This window comes from Brevundimonas sp. AC546 (assembly GCF_979258305.1).
Window position 1 is genome coordinate 967,600 of the sequence record NZ_OZ409849.1, and the last position, 17,125, is coordinate 984,724.

Consider the following 17,125-nt stretch of genomic DNA (forward strand, 5'->3'; position numbering starts at 1 on the left):
CTCATCACATCCTGAACAGGCCGAAGGTCGTGTCGGGGATCGGGGCGTTCAGGCTGGCGCTGATGGCCAGGCCCAGCACGTCGCGCGTCTGGGCTGGGTCGATGATGCCGTCGTCCCACAGGCGGGCGGTGGCGTAATAGGGATTGCCCTCGTCCTCGTACTTCTGACGGATCGGCGCCTTGAAGGCTTCGGCGTCGTCCGCGCTCCAGGTCTCGGCGTCGCGGTGGACGGTGGCCAGGACCGAAGCCGCCTGTTCGCCGCCCATCACCCCGATCCGGCTGTTGGGCCAGGTGAAGAGGAAGCGCGGCGAATAGGCCCGACCACACATGCCGTAGTTTCCGGCCCCGAAACTCCCGCCGATCAGGACGGTGAACTTGGGCACCTCGGCCGAGGCGACGGCGGTGACCAGCTTGGCGCCGTCCTTGGCGATACCGCCCGCCTCGTATTTGCCGCCGACCATGAAGCCACTGATGTTCTGCAGGAACAGCAGCGGGATCTTTCGCTTGCAGGCCAGTTCGATGAAGTGCGCGCCCTTCTGGGCGCTTTCGGAGAAGATGACGCCGTTATTGGCCAGGATGGCGACCGGATAGCCCCAGATGCGGGCGAAGCCGCAGACCAGCGTCGAGCCGTACAGGGTCTTGAACTCGTCGAACTCTGACCCGTCCACCAGCCGGGCGATGACCTCGCGCACGTCATAGGGCGCGCGGACGTCGTCAGGGATCAGACCATACAGCTCTTCGGCCGAGAAGGCCGGTGCGCGGGGATCGCGCACATCCATGTCGACGGACTTGGTCGTGTTCAGATTGGCGACGATGGACCGCACGATCTCCAGCGCATGCTCGTCGTTCTCGGCCACATGATCGACCACGCCCGAGCGACGGCCGTGGGTCTCGGCCCCGCCCAGTTCCTCGGCCGAGATCACCTCGCCGGTGGCGGCCTTCACCAGGGGCGGGCCGGCCAGGAAGATGGCGCCCTGATTGCGCACGATGATCGTTTCGTCCGACATGGCCGGCACATAGGCGCCGCCTGCGGTGGACAGGCCCATGACGCAGGCGATCTGGGCGATGCCCTTGGCGCTCATCCGGGCCTGGTTGAAGAAGATACGGCCGAAATGGTCGCGGTCAGGGAAGACCTCGGCCTGGTGCGGCAGGTTGGCCCCGCCAGAGTCCACCAGATAGACGCACGGCAGGCGGTTCTGCTCGGCGATCTCCTGGGCGCGCAGATGCTTCTTCACCGTCATGGGGAAGTAGGCGCCGCCCTTCACCGTCGGGTCGTTGCAGACGATCATGACCTCGCGCCCCGAGACCCGGCCGATCCCGGCGATGACGCCGGCGGCCGGCGCCTCGCCGTCATACATGCCATGGGCGGCCAGTTGCCCGACCTCAAGGAAGGGCGAGCCAGGGTCCAGCAGGCGCTCGACCCGGTCACGGGGCAACAGCTTGCCGCGGGCTACATGCCGCTCGCGCGACTTGTCGGACCCGCCGCGCGCGGCCTTGGCCACATGATCGCGCAGTTCGGCGACCAGGGCGCTGTTGTGCGCATGCAGGGACTTGTATTTGGGGCTTTGCGGATCGACCGCTGACGTCAGCTTCGGCATGGGGTTGGTTTAGGCGGGGTCGCGAGGCGTCACAAGCGCCTGCCGCCATCCTTGCCTCCCCGCCCCTTTTCCCCTATAGGCCCCGCCTTTCCAGGGCTTCGGTCCTGTCGCGGAACACCAAAGGGTTGGACGTTCGGTCCGGCCGCCGCGCCAGGAGCCATCGTGGGGATCGACTTACCCGGTCGTTTCCACGCCGACGCCCACAAGGGAGAATACCGCATGGCTCTTTACGAGCACACGGTCATGTCGCGCCAGGATATCTCGGCGCAACAGGCCGAAGCGCTGAACGACACCATCAAGGGCTTGATCGAACAAGGCGGCGGTTCCGTCGCCAAGATCGAGTACTGGGGTCTGCGCAACCTGACGTACCGCGTGAAGAAGAACCGCAAGGCTCACTATTCGCTGCTGGCCGTCGATTGCCCCCCGGCCGCCATGGCCGAGGTCGAGCGTCAGCTGTCGATCAACGAAGACGTGCTGCGTTGGCTGACCGTCCGCGTCGAGGAACTCGACCTGGAACTGTCGCCGCTGCTGGCCCGCCGCGAGCGTGAACGCGAGCGTGAGCGCGAGCGCACCCCGCGCGACGACGCCGCTTCCGACGCCGCCGAATAAGGAACCCGGAACATGACCGATACAACCGCCCCGACCCCGGGCGCACCGGCGGGCTCCGGCGCCGCCGGCCGTCGCCCCTTCTATCGTCGCCGCAAGGTCTGCCCGTTCTCGGGCGCCAATGCGCCGAAGATCGACTACAAGGACGTGAAGCTGCTGCAGCGTTACGTCTCCGAACGCGGCAAGATCGTGCCCTCGCGCATCACCGCCGTCTCCCAGAAGAAGCAACGCGAACTGGCCAAGGCCATCAAGCGCGCTCGCTATCTGGCCCTCCTGCCTTACGTGGTGAAGTGAGATGAAGGTCGTTCTGCTTGAACGCGTCGAGAATCTCGGCGCCATCGGCGACGTCGTGTCCGTCAAGGACGGCTTCGCCCGTAACTTCCTTCTGCCGCGCGACAAGGCCCGTCGGGCCACCGCCGCGAACCTGAAGGCGTTCGAACTCGACCGCGTCGCCATCGAGCAACGCAACGACAAGAACAAGGCCGATGCACAGAAGGTCGCCGACAAGATCGACGGCCAGACCTACATCATGATCCGTCAGGCCGGTGAAACCGGTCACCTGTACGGTTCGGTCGCCGGCCGCGACGTCGCCGAGGCCATCCAGGCCGAAGGCGGCAAGGTCGAGCGTTCGCAAGTCGTCCTGAACACGGCGATCAAGAACCTGGGCGTCCACGAAGTGCCGGTCCGCCTGCACGCCGAGGTCCGCGCCACGGTCAAGATCAACATCGCCCGTTCGATGGATGAAGCCGAGCGTCAGGCCAAGGGTGAGGACGTGATCCGCAGCCAGTTCGACGATGAGCGCCAGGCCGCCGAGCAATCGGCCCAGGAACTGATCGAAGGCGGCGCCGGTCAACAAGAAGGCTTCGGCGACGAAGCCTGATTGATCCCGGCTTTCGGGCCGGATCGCCAAGACATCAAGGGCGCGTTCCGCAAGGGACGCGCCCTTTTTGCTGTGTGAAGCTGCCGCTCTGATCGGTCGTATCTCCGCCTAGAACCCTGTCGCCGATCAACGCGATAGATTTTCTCTTCGATCAGCCAGAAAATGTAGCGTTGCGCGCCGATTGACCCGCCGCACCTTCGCCCTGATATGGCCATGACCGCCGGGATCTCCCCGACCGTGCGGTTGGAGAAGGCGATGACGATGACCTCCTATCTCACTGCCATGCGGCCGGCCGACAGGCGATGTTGCGGCTGAGGCCGCACGCTGTTTCCAGTTCCCCTCGACTTCAAAAGCCGACCGCCCAACGCGGCGGCGATGCGCGCTCGCGCCAAGAACAAGCTTCAGGAAATCTCTCAATGCGCATCATTCTTCAACGAGCCTCCGCTCCGGCCCTGCTCGCCACGGTCTCCACCCTCTCCCTGCTGACCGCCGCCCCCGCTTTCGCCCAAACCGCTGAGCAGAGCGCCGATGAGGCGGCCCAAGTGGACGACATCGTCGTCACCGGCACGCGGGTTCAGAACCGCTCGCGCCTGGACACCCTGGCCCCCGTGGACGTGGTGACGGCGCAGGCGCTTCAGACGCGCGGCACGACCGAGTTCGCCACCGCCCTGGCCCAGGCCGTGCCGTCGCTGACCTTCCAGCGCCCGTCCGCCAACGATGGCACCGACTCGATCCGGCCGATCACCCTGCGCGGCCTGTCGCCGGATCAGACGCTGGTGCTGGTCAATGGAACACGCCGCCATGCCTCGGCCCTGGTCAACGTCAACGGCGTGGTGGGTCGCGGCTCGGCCGCCGTCGATCTGAACACCATCCCGACCGGCGCGCTGGACCGGGTCGAGGTGCTGCGCGATGGCGCCTCGGCCCAGTACGGATCAGACGCCATCGCCGGGGTGGTCAATCTGCGGCTGAAGGAAGCCTCGAGCGGCGGCGGCGCCAGCGTAACCTACGGCCAGTATTTCACCACGGTGAAGACCGCGCGCGGCGAACGCGACGAGCAGGACGGCGGCACGGTGACGGCCTCGGCCTGGCAGGGCTTCTCCCTGGGCGACGACGGCTTCCTGACCCTGTCGGCGGAATATCTGAACCGCGAATCCACCAACCGCTCGGACTATGACCCCCGCGCGGCGGCGAACGGCGGCATCACCGCCCGCTTCGGCGACCCGGATGTGGAGCAATGGACGGTCTTCGCCAACGCCGGCAAGGGTCTGGGCAACGGCTGGGAGGCCTATGGCTGGGCCGGCTACCAGGATCGCGACAGCGAGGGCGCCGCCTTCCCCCGCCTGTCGAACAACTCGAACAATGTGGCCTCCATCTATCCCAACGGCTTCCTGCCCAAGGTGGCGATCAACTCTCAGGACGCATCGTTGGCCGGCGGCCTTCGTGGCGAACTGGCGGGCTGGAACACGGACATCAGCCTGACCTACGGCCGCAACGCCCTGGACTTCCGCACCGAGGATTCGTTGAACTCGACCTACGGCGCGGCGTCTCAGACCAGCTTCGATTCCGGCAGTCTGATCTATGACCAACTGGTGCTGGGCGCCGATTTCAGCCGCGAGTTCGAGGTCGGCCTGTCGGGCGGCCCGCTGAACTTCGCCTGGGGCCTTGAGCAGCGCTGGGAGAACTACAAGATCGAGGCCGGTCAGCCCGAAAGCTACAACCGCGGCCCGATCAACATCAGCCCCGTGGATGGGACCGTCCTGGCAGGCGGCGCCCAGGGCTTCGTCGGCTTCCAGCCCTCGAACGCGGTCGACGTCGATCGCGACAACTTCGCCGCCTACGCCGACGTGGAAATCCCCCTGACCGACAAGCTGCGGGTCGAGGGCGCCGTGCGGTTCGAGGACTATTCCGACTTCGGCGACACCCAGACAGGCAAGCTGTCGGCCCGCTATGACTTCACGCCCAGCTTCGCCCTGCGGGGTTCGGTCTCGACAGGCTTCCGCGCGCCGTCGTTGCAGCAGTCGTATTTCACCTCCACCGCCTCGGTGATCCAGAACGGCGCCGTGGTCGAAACCGGCACCTTCCCCGCCACCAGCGCCGTCGCGGCGGCCCTGGGCGCCCGTCCGCTGAAGGCCGAGACCTCGACCAACTACTCGCTGGGCGCAGTTGTCCGTCTGGGTCGGTTCGACCTGACGGTGGACGCCTACAAGATCGACATCGAAGACCAGATCGTTCTTTCGGAACTGATCAACCGCACCTTCTCGGGCCAGGTCGCCAACCTGCTGGACCCGCAAGGGGTGCAAGCCGCCCGCTTCTTCCTGAACGGGGTCTCGACCTCGACGGAGGGAGTGGACATCGTCGGGCGCTATCGTCTGCCCACGGACACGCTCGGCGACTTCGACTTCACGGTAGCCGCCAACTTCAACGATGTGTCGGTGACCAGCGTGCCGACCTCCTCATCCGTGCTGAATCCGGTGCCGACCCTTTTCTCGCGCCAGCGCATCCTGACCATCGAGGACGGCACGCCGGACACGAAGGTCTCTGCGGCGGCGGACTGGAGCCGGGACAAGTGGGGCGCCACCGTCCGCGCCACATACTATGGCGACGTGCTGCAGGCCGGATCGACACCGGCCAACGACTACAGCACGGGCGCCAAGACCGTCGTCGATCTGGAAGGCCGTTTCCAGCTGACGGAACGCGTCGGCGTGGCGATCGGGGTGGACAATGTGTTCGACGAATATCCGGACTTCGTGCCGGCTTCGCTGAACTCCAACGGCGTGCTGGGCTTCCCCTACTATTCGCCCTTCGGCTTCAACGGACGATACGGCTATGCACGCCTCAGCGTGAAATGGTGAGCCGGAGCTGACAACGCCTATGGCAAAGGGCGCTCTTCGGAGCGCCCTTTTTCATAACTCGATCTGAGCCGTCCCTCAGGCCGTCAGGGTTGTTCAGGCGCTGACTAGCAGCGACAGCTGTTTGGCGCCGAAGTCGCGGCCGCCTTCTTCGATCTCGCGATCCAGCAGGCGGGTGGGGTAGTCGCCGGTGAAATAATGGTCGGTGAACTGGGGGTGGGCGTTGTTGCGTCCGGCCTCGCCCATGGCGCGATACAGGCCGTCGATGGACAGGAAGCCCAGCGAATCGACCTCGAGCATGTCGCGCATCTCTTCCAGCGTCTTGTTGGCGGCGAGCAGTTGCGCCCGCTCTGGCATGTCGATGCCGTAGAAGTCGGGGAACAGGATCTGGGGGCTGGCCGAGCGCAGGTGGACCTCGGTCGCGCCGGCGGCGCGCACGGCGCGAACCAGCTTCAGCGAGGTGGTGCCGCGCACGATGGAATCGTCGATCAACACGACCCGTTTGCCGGCCAGGGCCGACTTGTTCGGGCTGTGCTTCATGCGAACGCCCTTCTGTCGGGCGCCTTGGCTGGGCTGTATGAAGGTGCGGCCCAGATAGTGGCTGCGGATGATGCCCATCTCGTAGGGGATGCCGCTCTCCTGAGCATAGCCCAGGGCCGCCGGAACGCCCGAGTCGGGCACCGGCACGACGATGTCGGCCTCGACGCCCAGTTCGCGGGCCAAGCCGCGACCCATTTCCTTGCGGACCTCATAGACCGAGCGGCCGTTCACGACCGAATCCGGGCGCGAGAAATAGACGTATTCGAACAGGCACGGGCGGGCCGCGCGGGCCGGGAAAGGCTTGAGCGAGCGTAGGCCGCTGTCGTCGATGACCACGATCTCGCCGTGCTCGACGTCGCGCACGAAGGTCGCGCCCATCATGTCCAGGGCGCAGGTCTCGGACGCCAGCACCCAGGCCTCGCCGACCTGACCCAGAACCAGCGGCCGGATGCCCAGCGGGTCGCGCGCGCCGATCATCTTGGTGCGCGTCTGCGCCACCAGCGCATAGCCGCCCTCGATCCGGGCCAAGGCATCGATGAAGCGATCGACGATCTTGGCTTTGCGGCTGCGCGCGATCAGGTGGAGGATCACCTCGGAGTCCGACGTGGACTGGAAGATCGCGCCTTCGCTGACCAGCTGGCTGTGCAGGAACTTGAAGTTTGTCAGGTTGCCGTTGTGCGCCAGGGCGATGCCGCCCTGGTCCAGGTCGGCGAACATCGGCTGGATGTTGCGCAGGAAGCTGCCGCCGGCGGTGGAATAGCGGGTATGGCCGACGGCCGCCCGGCCCGGCATCCGCGTCATCAGATCGGCGCCGCCGAAGGCCTCGCCCACCAGGCCCTGGTGGCGTTCGGTGTGGAAACGCTCGTCCTTGACGCTGGCGATGCCGCAGGCTTCCTGGCCGCGATGCTGAAGGGCGTGAAGGCCAAGCGCGACGATGGCCGAGCCTTCGTCCGCGTCGGCGCCCCAGACGCCGCAGACGCCGCACTCCAGACGAAGCTGGTCGTCCTCCGGCTCGCGCCAGTGCTCGCGGTGAACGACGGGATCGGCGATATGGTGGCGCATCGTGGGGCTCCGATGACCGGGGAAACTTAAGGGGCGGCTTCGCGGCGCGAGTTAGGCTCTGATTGCGTCCGGGGCAAGGCTTCGTCGTTCGAAAACCCCCTGCGTACGGACGAATCGACCACCGGCGTGATCGCGTCGGCCCCACGCCCGAGGCTGGGCAGGACGATCTGGATGGCGCGCGCGCCCATGGCGCTGACTGGATAGAGGGCCGCATTGGTCAGCCAGCGTGGCGTCCGCTCGCCCGGCAGGGCCGCCACGATAACCAGATGTACGGCCCCAATCAGGACCAGGGCGCGGATGCCGCCGATCAGCAGACCGAACACGCGATCGACGCCGCCCAGATGCGGATTGTCCTTGGCGCTCTTGGAGATCATCGAGCCGATCAGGCGCAGGCCGAAATAGACGACGAAGAAGGTCAGGACGGCCGCCAGGATCGACCCGGCCCACTCGGGATCCACGAACGACCGGGCGAGGCCGGCGGTCCACGGCAGGCTGATCAGCGCCACCAGGGCCGCCAGGGTCGCGCTGAGCAGGGTGATGATCTCGCGCACCCCGCCGCGCACCCAGCCGGCGGCGACGGAAAACAGAATCACCACAATGGCGAAGACGTCGTATCCGGTCACGCGTGCGGGATCCTGCGGCTGTTATCGGGCTCTAATAGCGGTTCTGCGAGATTCGTTCGACCACATCCGTCAACCGCGTCACGGACGTCACCTTCACCCCCTTGGTCTTGGCCGTCAGGGTGGGGCTGAGAGCCTGATCGAAGCCCAGCTTCTGCGCCTCGCGCAGGCGCGCTTCGGCCCGGCCGACGCTGCGGACCTCGCCCGACAGGCCGATTTCGCCGAAGACGACGCAGCCCTGGGGTAGGGAGACGCCGGTCGCCGAACTGATCAGGGCCGCCGCCGCCGCGAGATCCGCAGCGGGTTCGTTGATGCGCAAGCCGCCCGCAACGTTCAGATAGACGTCCTGATCGCCGAAGCCGAAACCGCAGCGGGCCTCCAGCACGGCCAGCACCATGGCCAGGCGCCCGGTCTCCCAGCCGATCACGGCTCGACGCGGGGTGCCATAGGCGGACTTGGACACCAGGGCTTGCATCTCGACCAGCACGGGGCGCGAGCCTTCGATCCCGGCGAAGACGGCGGCGCCCGGCGCCCGCTCCTTGCCCTCGCCCAGGAATAGGGCGGACGGATTGGCGACCTCGCGCAGGCCGCTGTCGCCCATTTCGAACACGCCGATCTCGTCGGTGGCGCCGAAGCGGTTCTTGCCGGCGCGCAGGATGCGGAACGGATAGCCGCGCTCGCCCTCGAAGGTCATGACGGCGTCGACCAGGTGTTCGACCACGCGCGGCCCGGCGACCTGACCGTCCTTGGTGACGTGGCCGACCAGGACGACGGCGACGCCCTGCGACTTGGCCAACCGCACCATTTCGCCGGCGCAGGCCCGGACCTGGGTGATCGAACCTGGCCCGCTCTCGTGCACGTCGGACCACAGGGTCTGGATCGAATCGACGATGACGATGTCGAAATGCTCGCGCTTCAGCGTGCCCAGGATTTCGCGTAGCGCCGTCGCCGCCGCCAGATTGACCGGCGCATCCGCCAGACCCATCCGCTTGGCGCGCGCCCTGATCTGCTCGACGGCTTCCTCGCCGGAAATATAGGCGACGCGCGATCCCTTCAGCGCCGCCTTGGCCGCGACCTCCAGCAACAGGGTCGATTTGCCGACGCCGGGGTCGCCGCTGAGCAGGATGGCCGAGCCCGGCACAACGCCGCCGCCGCAGACGCGGTCGAACTCGGCCACGCCCGTGGTGATGCGGGGCGGTTCGGGCGTGTCGGACTGCAAGGTCTCGAACTGAATGCCGCGGGATCGGGCGGAGGCCGCAGCCGAGGGCTTGATCGCGCCGGGCGGGGCCGAACGACTTTCTTCGCTCAGCGTGTTCCACTGGCCGCAGGAACTGCATTGGCCCGACCATTTGCCGTGGACCGTGCCGCAGGACTGACAGACATAAAGAGCGGAATCGCGAGCCATGAGCTTCCTTAGCAGATCGGCCGGCCGTGACCGCCTTTGCGATCTCGCTTGCACGTTTTCCACGACAGTTTCGGACGTACACGCAACCTTTGCCATAACAAGGTATTGAGAACCTGTCGCACACCCTTGCTTCTTGAGGCGACGCAACGTCACATCCCGCTCTATCCATCGCCAAGGTGCGCCATGACCGATCCGACGACCCATTCCCAACCCGCCGTCGATCCGGCCCTGGTCGCCAGGGTCAAGGGGATCCTGCTGCAGCCCAAGATCGAATGGCTGCGCATCGATGGCGAGTTCGCCACCAACAAGAGCCTGTTCACCCGCTATGCGATGATCCTGGCCGCCATCGGTCCGGTCGCGACCCTGATCGGCGGCATCGTATTCGGCCATGCCTCGATCGTCAGCGCGTTGATCCTCGCCATCGTCTCCTATGGCCTGTCGTTGGCCAGCGTCTTCATTCTGGGCCTGATCATCAACGCCCTGGCGTCCAGCTTCGGCGGTACGCCCAGCCCGGTGCAGGCGATGAAGCTGGCGGTCTACGCCTCGACCGCCTCGTGGGTCGCGGGCGTGTTCAACCTGATCCCGCTGTTGGGCTGGGTGTCGATCATCGGGGGCATCTACAGCCTGGTCCTGCTGTTCCTGGGCCTGCCGATCCTGATGAAGGTCCCGGAAGACAAGAAGGTGGTCTATTTCATCGTCGTCCTGATCGCCGGCATCGTGCTGAGCATAGTCATGTTCGCCATCTTGGGCGCTATCGCCTTGACGTTCGTCGCCTCGACGGCCGGTCTGGCCGCCCTGGGCGCCGGCTACTGAGAATAGACGCGTGGCACGCGGGGGGTGATCGAGGTCAGCAGCTCGTAGCTGATGGTCCCCGCCGCAGCCGCAGCGTCGTCCAATAGCCGGTTCGGGCCGAACAGCTCAACCGGATCGCCGACCGCGACGTCCAGGCCGGTGATGTCCACAGCGCAGACGTCCATCGAGACCCGGCCCAGCAGCGGTCGGGTCTCGTTCGCGATCCAGACCTCGCCCTTGGGCGAATAGGACCGCAGCAATCCATCGGCATAGCCCGCCGCCACCGTCGCGATCCGCATCGGGCGATCGGCGATGAATCCGCGCGAATAGCCGACGCTCTCGCCCGCCGGCACGTCGCGGACCTGAAGCACCTGTGCCGTCAGCGCACCTACGGGCGCGATCCGGGGATCGGGCCGCCCCTCGGGCCCGCCGCCGTACAGGCAGATGCCCGGCCGCACGGTGTCGAAGGCGAAATCGGGTCCGAGGAAACAGCCGCTGGAATTGGCGAAGGACCGGATCACGCCCGGATAGCGATCCACGACGCCCGCAAAGGCGTCGCGCTGGCGTCGGTTCATCGGATTTGCCGGTTCGTCGGCGCAGGCCAGGTGGGTCAGGACCAGGGCCAGACCGTCAAAGGCCTCAGGCGCATCTTCAGGCCGGACGCCCAGCCGGTTCATGCCGGTGTCGATCTGCAGACCGCACGTCCCGCCGCCCACCGCCGCCCAGGCCTGCATCTGCGTGGGATGGTTCAGCACCGGCCGCAGGTCCGCCGCCTTCAGCCTCTCGGCGTCGTCGCCGTGGCAGCCGTCGAGCACATAGATGACCGGCCCGCCAGAGCCTTGCGGCCCCAACGCGGCCCGCAGCCGCACCCCCTCGGCCGCCCGCGCCACGAAGAAGGTCCGCGCGCCCTCGGCCATCAGCCGCGTCGCCACCGCCTGCGCGCCCAGCCCATAGGCATCCGCCTTGACCACCGGATGCACCGGCTGGCCGCTGACGGCGCCCAGCGTATGGTAGTTGCGCGCCAGGGCGCTGAGATCGACGGACAGGACTGCGGGGGTCAACATCCGCTCGTTATGCCCCAAGTTTTTGACGATGGAAGAGGAGAAGGTTGTTAGGTTTTGATCATGACCTTCGTTCCGCATCAGCCGAAGCGCAGCCAGTTGTTGCTGATATGGCTGATCGTCGTCAGCGTGGGCGGTGTGCTGGCGACGGCGCCGGCGGGCGCCGTGGCGGCGGCGACGCTCATGGGCTTCGGGACTGATCGTTCTGTCCCGGCGCAGATTTTCTTCTGGACGGTTCTGACCCTTCCCATCGCCATCCTGGTGTCGCCGCTCCTGGCCTGGATCGCCTATGGACTGAGACAGCCAAGGCTGGCGCTGGGGTTGAGCCTTGCACCATTGCTATGGGCGGCGGTTATAGGTCTGAGCGTTCTCGGTTCGATGCCGCGCTAGAAGACACGGAGGCGTCAAAGCACCTTACTCGTAACTGACCTCTTCATACCCGTGCGCCAGATTGCCGAAGCGGACGGTGTCGGCGTCGAAGGCCAGTTTGACGATGCCGATGGGGCCGTGGCGTTGCTTGCCGATGACGACCTCGGCCTGGCCTTGCAGGCGGTCCATGTCCTGCTGCCATTGCAGGTGTTCTTCGGAACCCTCGCGCGGTTCGGCGCGGCCCAGGTAGTAGCTCTCGCGATAGACGAACATCACGCAGTCGGCGTCCTGCTCGATCGAGCCGGATTCACGCAGGTCGGACAGTTGGGGGCGTTTATCCTCGCGCTGCTCGACCTGACGCGACAGCTGCGAAAGGGCGATGATCGGCACCGACAGTTCCTTGGCCAGCGCCTTCAACCCGCCGGTGATCTCGGACACTTCCTGCACCCGGTTCTTTTGCCCGCCTGTGTTGCCGGTCGTGATCAGTTGCAGATAGTCGACGATGATCAGGTCCAGCCCCTGTTCCGTCCGCTTCAGGCGGCGAGCCCGTGCGGCCAGCTTGGACATGGAAAGGCCGCCGGTGTCGTCGATGTAGAGGGGGCTTTCGCCGATCTCGACCGCCGCGTCGCGCAGCTTGCCGAAGTCGGTCGCGTCGATCTCGCCCTTCCGCAGCTTGTCCGAGGACACGCCGGACGCATCGGCCAGGATACGCATCGCCAGCTGTTCAGCGCTCATTTCCAGCGAATAGAAGGCGACGACGCCGCCGTTGACCGTCTTGCGGCCCTCCGGCGTCGGTTCCCACTGATAGGCGCGGGCCACGTTGAAGGCCATGTTGGTGGCCAGGGCCGTCTTGCCCATCGATGGACGTCCGGCGAGGATCAGCAGGTCGGAGGGGTGCAGGCCGCCCAGTTTGCGATCCAGATCGTTCAGGCCCGTAGCCAGACCCGCCAGCTTGCCCTCGCGTTGATAGGCTTCGGCCGCCATCTGAACGGCGCCCGACAAGGCATGGGAGAAGCTGACGAAACCGGACGACGGCTTGCCCGTCTCGGCCAGCGAATACAGGGTCTGTTCGGCCTGTTCGATCTGTTCGTCAGCGGGCGTCTCGGGGTTGGGCGCCTCCTTGATGATCTCGCCGCCGATCCGGATCAGGTCGCGGCGCAGGGCCAGATCATAGACGACGCGGGCGTAGTCGGGCGCGTTGGCGGCGGGCGGCGCGCGGTCCACCAGATCGGCGAGGTAGCGCAGGCCGCCGAACTCCTGAAACGCCGGATCCTGCTTGAACCGCTCCATCAGGATGGTGGGTTCGGCCAGCATGCCCTGGCGGATGTGATCCTCGACCGCTTCGAACAGGCGCTGGTGGAAAGGTTCGTAGAAATGCGCGCCACGCAGCCGGTCGTTCAACCGCTCGAACACGGCGTTGTCGAACATCAGCGAGCCCAGCAGCGCCTGCTCGGCTTCCAGATTGTGCGGCATCGAACTGACGCCGCCGTTTTCCATGGGCGAGGACGAGAAGGGCATGGGGGCGAAGGCGTTCATCGATTAACGCTTTAGCCCTCTCACGCGCCTGCGTCAGACGGGGACGCCGCATGGGCCGTGGACAGATTGTTGGGGCTGGGGACGAACCGGATTTCCTCAGACGGATTTCGTCAGGACGCCGACACAAGGCTGGAAAAAGCGAAGGCCCAGAAAACCCATTTGAGCCCTATGGCCTGTAGGCTGGCCCTGAAGAGTGAGGTCGGGCGATCCAGGAAATACGCGATGGTCACGACCGCCCAGATCCAGCCGGACGTCGCCAGCCCCAGCCACCCATTGTCCCAGTGCATGACAACGACATAGCCGATGCCGCCGATGCCTGCACCGATCCAGGCTTTCTTCAGAAAGCGTCGAGCTAGTTCGATGGGAATGATCGTGAAAAAAGCCGCTTCCAATCCCGTCACCAGCAAGCCCAAAGCCGCCAACGCGACGGGCGACGCCCGTTGCATGGTGTCTGGTGTTGCGCCCTCTCCCGGCGACAAGAGCCCAAGCCCGACAATGCCACCGATCAAGCTTAGGCTGCCGATCAAGAATATCGCGAACGAGCGCGGCTTCTGGGAAGTCGCGGCCCATTGCATCATGACCGACACGGATACTCCGCCGCCATCCATTCGCGCATCGCCTGGGTCACGCTGATGTGGCGACGCGCGGCGGGGATGGTGTTGAAGCGGGTCAGGATCTGGTCCGGCGAGAAGCCGACCTTTTCCGGCATGCAGGTCGCGGGCGGTCGTCCGGCCGTCGTGGCGGCGGTCTGTTCGGCGCGAACCGTGCGGGCGGCGCCGCGGAACTCGGCCATCAGCCGGCGCGTGTCCGAGCGCAGCAAGGCCGTCGGGTTCTGAGGGATGGCGTTGGCTGTGGTCAGGAACTCCTGCACCGTCATGGCGCTGGCTGCGCCGGCGATGAGCGAAAGCGCGATTACGCCTGCGGCGATGGTTCTGGTCTTCATGTCGGTCCCCTTCCGAACACTCGAAGTCGAAGCTTGACCGTTCATGTGTGGCGCAACTGCGGCGCACTTTGTGAAGGCGTGGATCGGGCGAGCCCATCCCTGCGATCAACGTGCAACGCCGTTGGCGCGAAGCGGGTGTTCGTCGAACACATTGACCCGCCGCGTCGCCACTCCTACCACCCCGGCATGACTGAATCCCTGCCCCTGAACGACCGTATCGCCCTCGTCGTCGGCGCCTCGCGCGGTATCGGCTATGAGAGCGCGCTGGCCTTGGCCAAGGCCGGGGCGCACGTTATCGCCACTGCGCGCACACAGGGCGGTCTGGAAGAGCTGGACGACGCCATTTTCGCCGCCACGGGCCAGCACGCGACCCTGATCCCGTTCGATCTGGTGGACGGCGGGGCCATCGACCGGCTGGGCGGCGCCATCTTCGAACGGTTCAAAAGGCTGGACATCTGGGTCCATGCCGCCGCCACCATGGGGCCGTCGGGCCTGACGCCGGTGTCCCACGCCGACCCGCGCGAGTTCGCCAAGATCGAGAAGACCAATTTCACCGCCGTCTATCGCCTGATCCGCTCGCTGGAACCGCTGTTGCGCGCCTCCGACGCCGGTCGCACCATCCACTTCACCACCAGCATCGCCAGCGCACCCAAGGCCTTCTGGGGCATGTACGCCGCGACCAAGGCCGGCGCCGAGGCCCTGGTGAAGGCCTGGGCCGACGAGATCGAGAGCACGCCTGTCCGCGTCAGCATCGTCGACCCCGGCAGGATGCGCACCGCCATGCGCGCCCAGGCCTATCCGGGCGAAGACCCGTCCGGTCTGCCCCACCCGTCTGAGATCGGGCCCCTGGTCGTCGATCTGGCCAGCGGCGACGCCACGCCCCCGCTGACGATCCGCTTCCGCGACTGGAAGGCCGGACCGACGACGGAAGCGCTGGTCTAGATCGGGGGGTCAGCCCCAGGCGCTGGCGCCCGGTTCCTCGCGGAACGAGAAGTCGCCGTCGGTCGACACAGACAGGTCGCGCCAGGCCTCCAACTCCGTCGTCAGCCCGGCGATCTTGCTCTCGATCATGCCCACGGCGTCCGTCCCAGCCGCCCATCGCCCCGGCGGGTTTTCCGCATTGGCCAAGGCCGCCAGCGCCTGCCCCAGCTTGGCCGGATCGCCTGCCTGGTTATGGCTGCGGGCCTCATAGAAGTCGCGTAACGCGGCCGAGGCCTGCTCATAGTCCGCGATGGGGTTGGCGGCATAAACGACCGAGGTCGCGTCCAGGAAGTCGGTGCGGAAGAAGCCCGGCTCGACGATGGTGACATGAACGCCAAAGGGGCTGACTTCCTGGGCGATCGATTCGCTGAAGCCTTCGATGGCGAACTTGGAGGCGCAATAGATCGAGCCGGACGCTCCGCCGACCATGCCCCCCACGGACGAGACGTTGAACACATGTCCCGAGCGCTGGGCGCGCATGACCGGCAGGACGGCGCGGGTCATGTCGAACAACCCGAAGACATTGGTGTCGAACTGGGTGCGGGCGTCCTGAGAAGTCGTCTCCTCGAAGATGCCGAGATGGCCGTAACCCGCATTGTTGACCAGCACGTCGATGCGGCCGAAGCGGGCAACGGCGGCCTCGACGGCGGCGGCGATGGCGGCCGCATCCGTGACGTCCAGCGCCACGGACAGGACCGTGTCACTATCAGGGCCAAAGGCCTTGATCAGGGCGTCGCGGTTTCGGCCGGCGACGACGACGCGGTCGCCCGCGCCCAGGGCGGCGCGGGCGATCCCCGCGCCCAGCCCACGGGCCGCGCCGGTGACGAGCCAGGTCTTTTGAGTGGTCGTTGTCATGGGAAGTCTCCTCTGTCTGACGAGACGGAGAAGACGCCGTTTCAGGCGAATGGCGTTAGGGCGATCCGGGCGAAGTCTTGCACGATCCTGTCAAACCGCCCTCGCCCGCTTGCGCGCACGCGAAGACGGGCGTTGGATGCATTCATGAGCCTCTTGCCCGAACTGACCGACATCGTCGCGCGTCACGCGCCGCCGGATCTGTCGCGATCCGCCGTGCCGGGCCTGCGCCTGTATGGCAGCGACGCGCCGACGCGGATGGTGGCTGTTCCCTACGATCCCATGCTGTGCCTGGTGGTGTGCGGCGCCAAACAGACCATCCTGGGCGAGACGGTCTATTCCTATCGGGCCGGCGATTGCCTGGTGGTGTCGGCGGAACTGCCGGTGTGCGGCAGCATCGTCGAGGCGCCCTACCGCGCCCTCAGCTTCGACCTGAACCCCGCGACCATCGCCGGCTTGATGCTGGAGATCGACGCCCCCGACGCCTCGGATCAGCCGCCGCCGACCGGCATCCAGGTGACCCGGCTGGAGGACGAACTGCTGGAGCCGATGGCGCGCCTGCTGCGCCTTTTGGACCGACCCAGCGAGATCGCCGTCATGACGCCGATGATCGAGCGCGAACTGGTCTGGCGGCTGCTCCACAGTCGCCACGCCGCCACTGTGCGTCAGATCGGCTCAGCCGAAAGCCGCCTGTCGGGTGTCAGCCGCGCCATCAGCTGGATCCTCGCCAACTACGCCGAGCCGATACGGCTGGAGGCCCTGTCGGACATGGCGGGCATGAGCCTGTCGACCTTCCACCGGCATTTCCGCACCGTGACAACCATGAGCCCGCTGCAGTTCCACAAACAGGTGCGGCTGCGCGAGGCGCGCGCCCGGTTGCTGACCGGCGTCGATGGGGCAGCCGAGACCGGCTTCGCCGTCGGCTATGACAGCCCCTCCCAGTTCAGCCGCGAATACGCCCGCCAGTTCGGCCTGCCTCCGGGCAGGGATGCTGCAAGGATGCGCGAAACCCTGATGGTCGGCTGACCTTTC

General features: G+C 66.4%; 17 protein-coding genes. 8 read left to right on the forward strand and 9 right to left on the reverse strand.

What is annotated here, in order from left to right; all coding sequences use genetic code 11:
* Positions 1–4: 4 nt before the first annotated feature.
* A complete protein-coding gene (locus tag ACZZZD_RS04910) occupies positions 5–1,597 on the reverse strand; it encodes a carboxyl transferase domain-containing protein (RefSeq protein ID WP_463433147.1) in 1,593 nt (530 codons plus the stop codon).
* A 219-nt stretch (positions 1,598–1,816) separates the two neighbouring features.
* Between ACZZZD_RS04910 and rpsF the strand changes: the two genes are divergently transcribed.
* The 4 genes from rpsF (at position 1,817) to ACZZZD_RS04930 (ending at position 5,935) form a co-directional block, all read left to right on the forward strand.
* Positions 1,817–2,206 carry a 30S ribosomal protein S6 gene (gene rpsF / locus ACZZZD_RS04915; RefSeq protein WP_159851741.1) on the forward strand — a complete coding sequence of 130 codons (390 nt, stop codon included), beginning with the start codon at positions 1,817–1,819 and terminating at the stop codon, positions 2,204–2,206.
* A 12-nt stretch (positions 2,207–2,218) separates the two neighbouring features.
* Positions 2,219–2,497: a 30S ribosomal protein S18 gene (gene rpsR, locus ACZZZD_RS04920; RefSeq protein WP_008259463.1), complete on the forward strand. Its 279-nt coding sequence runs from the start codon at positions 2,219–2,221 to the stop codon at positions 2,495–2,497.
* Between the two features lies 1 nt (position 2,498).
* A complete protein-coding gene (gene rplI / locus ACZZZD_RS04925) occupies positions 2,499–3,083 on the forward strand; it encodes a 50S ribosomal protein L9 (protein WP_135193070.1) in 585 nt (194 codons plus the stop codon).
* 416 nt (positions 3,084–3,499) lie between these two features.
* Entirely contained in the window at positions 3,500–5,935 is a 2,436-nt protein-coding gene (locus tag ACZZZD_RS04930; protein WP_463433151.1) for a TonB-dependent receptor plug domain-containing protein, read from the forward strand.
* A 93-nt stretch (positions 5,936–6,028) separates the two neighbouring features.
* Here the strand turns inward: ACZZZD_RS04930 and purF are convergent, their stop codons facing one another.
* From purF to radA, 3 genes are read right to left on the reverse strand one after another with little or no spacing between them, the layout of a single operon-like run.
* Positions 6,029–7,534 carry an amidophosphoribosyltransferase gene (gene purF, locus ACZZZD_RS04935; protein WP_463433153.1) on the reverse strand — a complete coding sequence of 502 codons (1,506 nt, stop codon included), beginning with the start codon at positions 7,532–7,534 and terminating at the stop codon, positions 6,029–6,031.
* A gap of 26 nt (positions 7,535–7,560) precedes the next feature.
* On the reverse strand, positions 7,561–8,157 hold the full coding sequence (locus ACZZZD_RS04940) for a CvpA family protein (RefSeq protein ID WP_463433155.1): 597 nt from the start codon (positions 8,155–8,157) through the stop codon (positions 7,561–7,563).
* A gap of 31 nt (positions 8,158–8,188) precedes the next feature.
* The gene (gene radA / locus ACZZZD_RS04945; RefSeq protein ID WP_463433157.1) at positions 8,189–9,559 is read right to left on the reverse strand and encodes a DNA repair protein RadA; all 1,371 of its coding nucleotides are present in this window, start codon (positions 9,557–9,559) and stop codon (positions 8,189–8,191) included.
* Between the two features lie 183 nt (positions 9,560–9,742).
* On the opposite strand from radA, the gene ACZZZD_RS04950 reads away from it, so the two are divergent.
* A complete protein-coding gene (locus ACZZZD_RS04950) occupies positions 9,743–10,372 on the forward strand; it encodes a Yip1 family protein (RefSeq protein WP_463433159.1) in 630 nt (209 codons plus the stop codon).
* Here the strand turns inward: ACZZZD_RS04950 and alr are convergent.
* Positions 10,366–11,415 (reverse strand): alanine racemase, encoded by a 1,050-nt coding sequence (alr, locus tag ACZZZD_RS04955; protein WP_463433161.1) that lies wholly within the window; start codon positions 11,413–11,415, stop codon positions 10,366–10,368. The two genes, ACZZZD_RS04950 and alr, sit on opposite strands and share 7 nt — an antisense overlap.
* A gap of 60 nt (positions 11,416–11,475) precedes the next feature.
* Between alr and ACZZZD_RS04960 the strand changes: the two genes are divergently transcribed.
* Positions 11,476–11,802, forward strand: a complete 327-nt coding sequence (locus ACZZZD_RS04960) for a hypothetical protein (protein ID WP_463433163.1) — start codon at positions 11,476–11,478, stop codon at positions 11,800–11,802.
* Between the two features lie 24 nt (positions 11,803–11,826).
* On the opposite strand, the gene ACZZZD_RS04965 is transcribed toward ACZZZD_RS04960, so the two are convergent.
* The 3 genes from ACZZZD_RS04965 to ACZZZD_RS04975 all read right to left on the reverse strand — a co-directional run bounded on the left by ACZZZD_RS04965 (position 11,827) and on the right by ACZZZD_RS04975 (position 14,260).
* The gene (locus tag ACZZZD_RS04965; protein ID WP_463433165.1) at positions 11,827–13,317 is read right to left on the reverse strand and encodes a replicative DNA helicase; all 1,491 of its coding nucleotides are present in this window, start codon (positions 13,315–13,317) and stop codon (positions 11,827–11,829) included.
* 110 nt (positions 13,318–13,427) lie between these two features.
* Positions 13,428–13,904 (reverse strand): hypothetical protein, encoded by a 477-nt coding sequence (locus ACZZZD_RS04970; RefSeq protein WP_463433167.1) that lies wholly within the window; start codon positions 13,902–13,904, stop codon positions 13,428–13,430.
* Entirely contained in the window at positions 13,892–14,260 is a 369-nt protein-coding gene (locus ACZZZD_RS04975; RefSeq protein WP_463433169.1) for a hypothetical protein, read from the reverse strand. Before ACZZZD_RS04975 ends, ACZZZD_RS04970 begins: the two co-directional genes overlap by 13 nt.
* Before the next feature lie 186 nt (positions 14,261–14,446).
* Between ACZZZD_RS04975 and ACZZZD_RS04980 the strand changes: the two genes are divergently transcribed.
* Complete coding sequence (locus tag ACZZZD_RS04980) at positions 14,447–15,202, forward strand: SDR family NAD(P)-dependent oxidoreductase (RefSeq protein WP_463433171.1); 756 nt, start codon at positions 14,447–14,449, stop codon at positions 15,200–15,202.
* Between the two features lie 9 nt (positions 15,203–15,211).
* Here the strand turns inward: ACZZZD_RS04980 and ACZZZD_RS04985 are convergent, their stop codons facing one another.
* Positions 15,212–16,096, reverse strand: coding sequence for an oxidoreductase (locus tag ACZZZD_RS04985; protein ID WP_463433173.1), 885 nt, complete (start codon positions 16,094–16,096; stop codon positions 15,212–15,214).
* Positions 16,097–16,240: 144 nt separating this feature from the next.
* Between ACZZZD_RS04985 and ACZZZD_RS04990 the strand changes: the two genes are divergently transcribed.
* Positions 16,241–17,119: an AraC family transcriptional regulator gene (locus ACZZZD_RS04990; RefSeq protein WP_463433175.1), complete on the forward strand. Its 879-nt coding sequence runs from the start codon at positions 16,241–16,243 to the stop codon at positions 17,117–17,119.
* Positions 17,120–17,125: the final 6 nt, after the last annotated feature.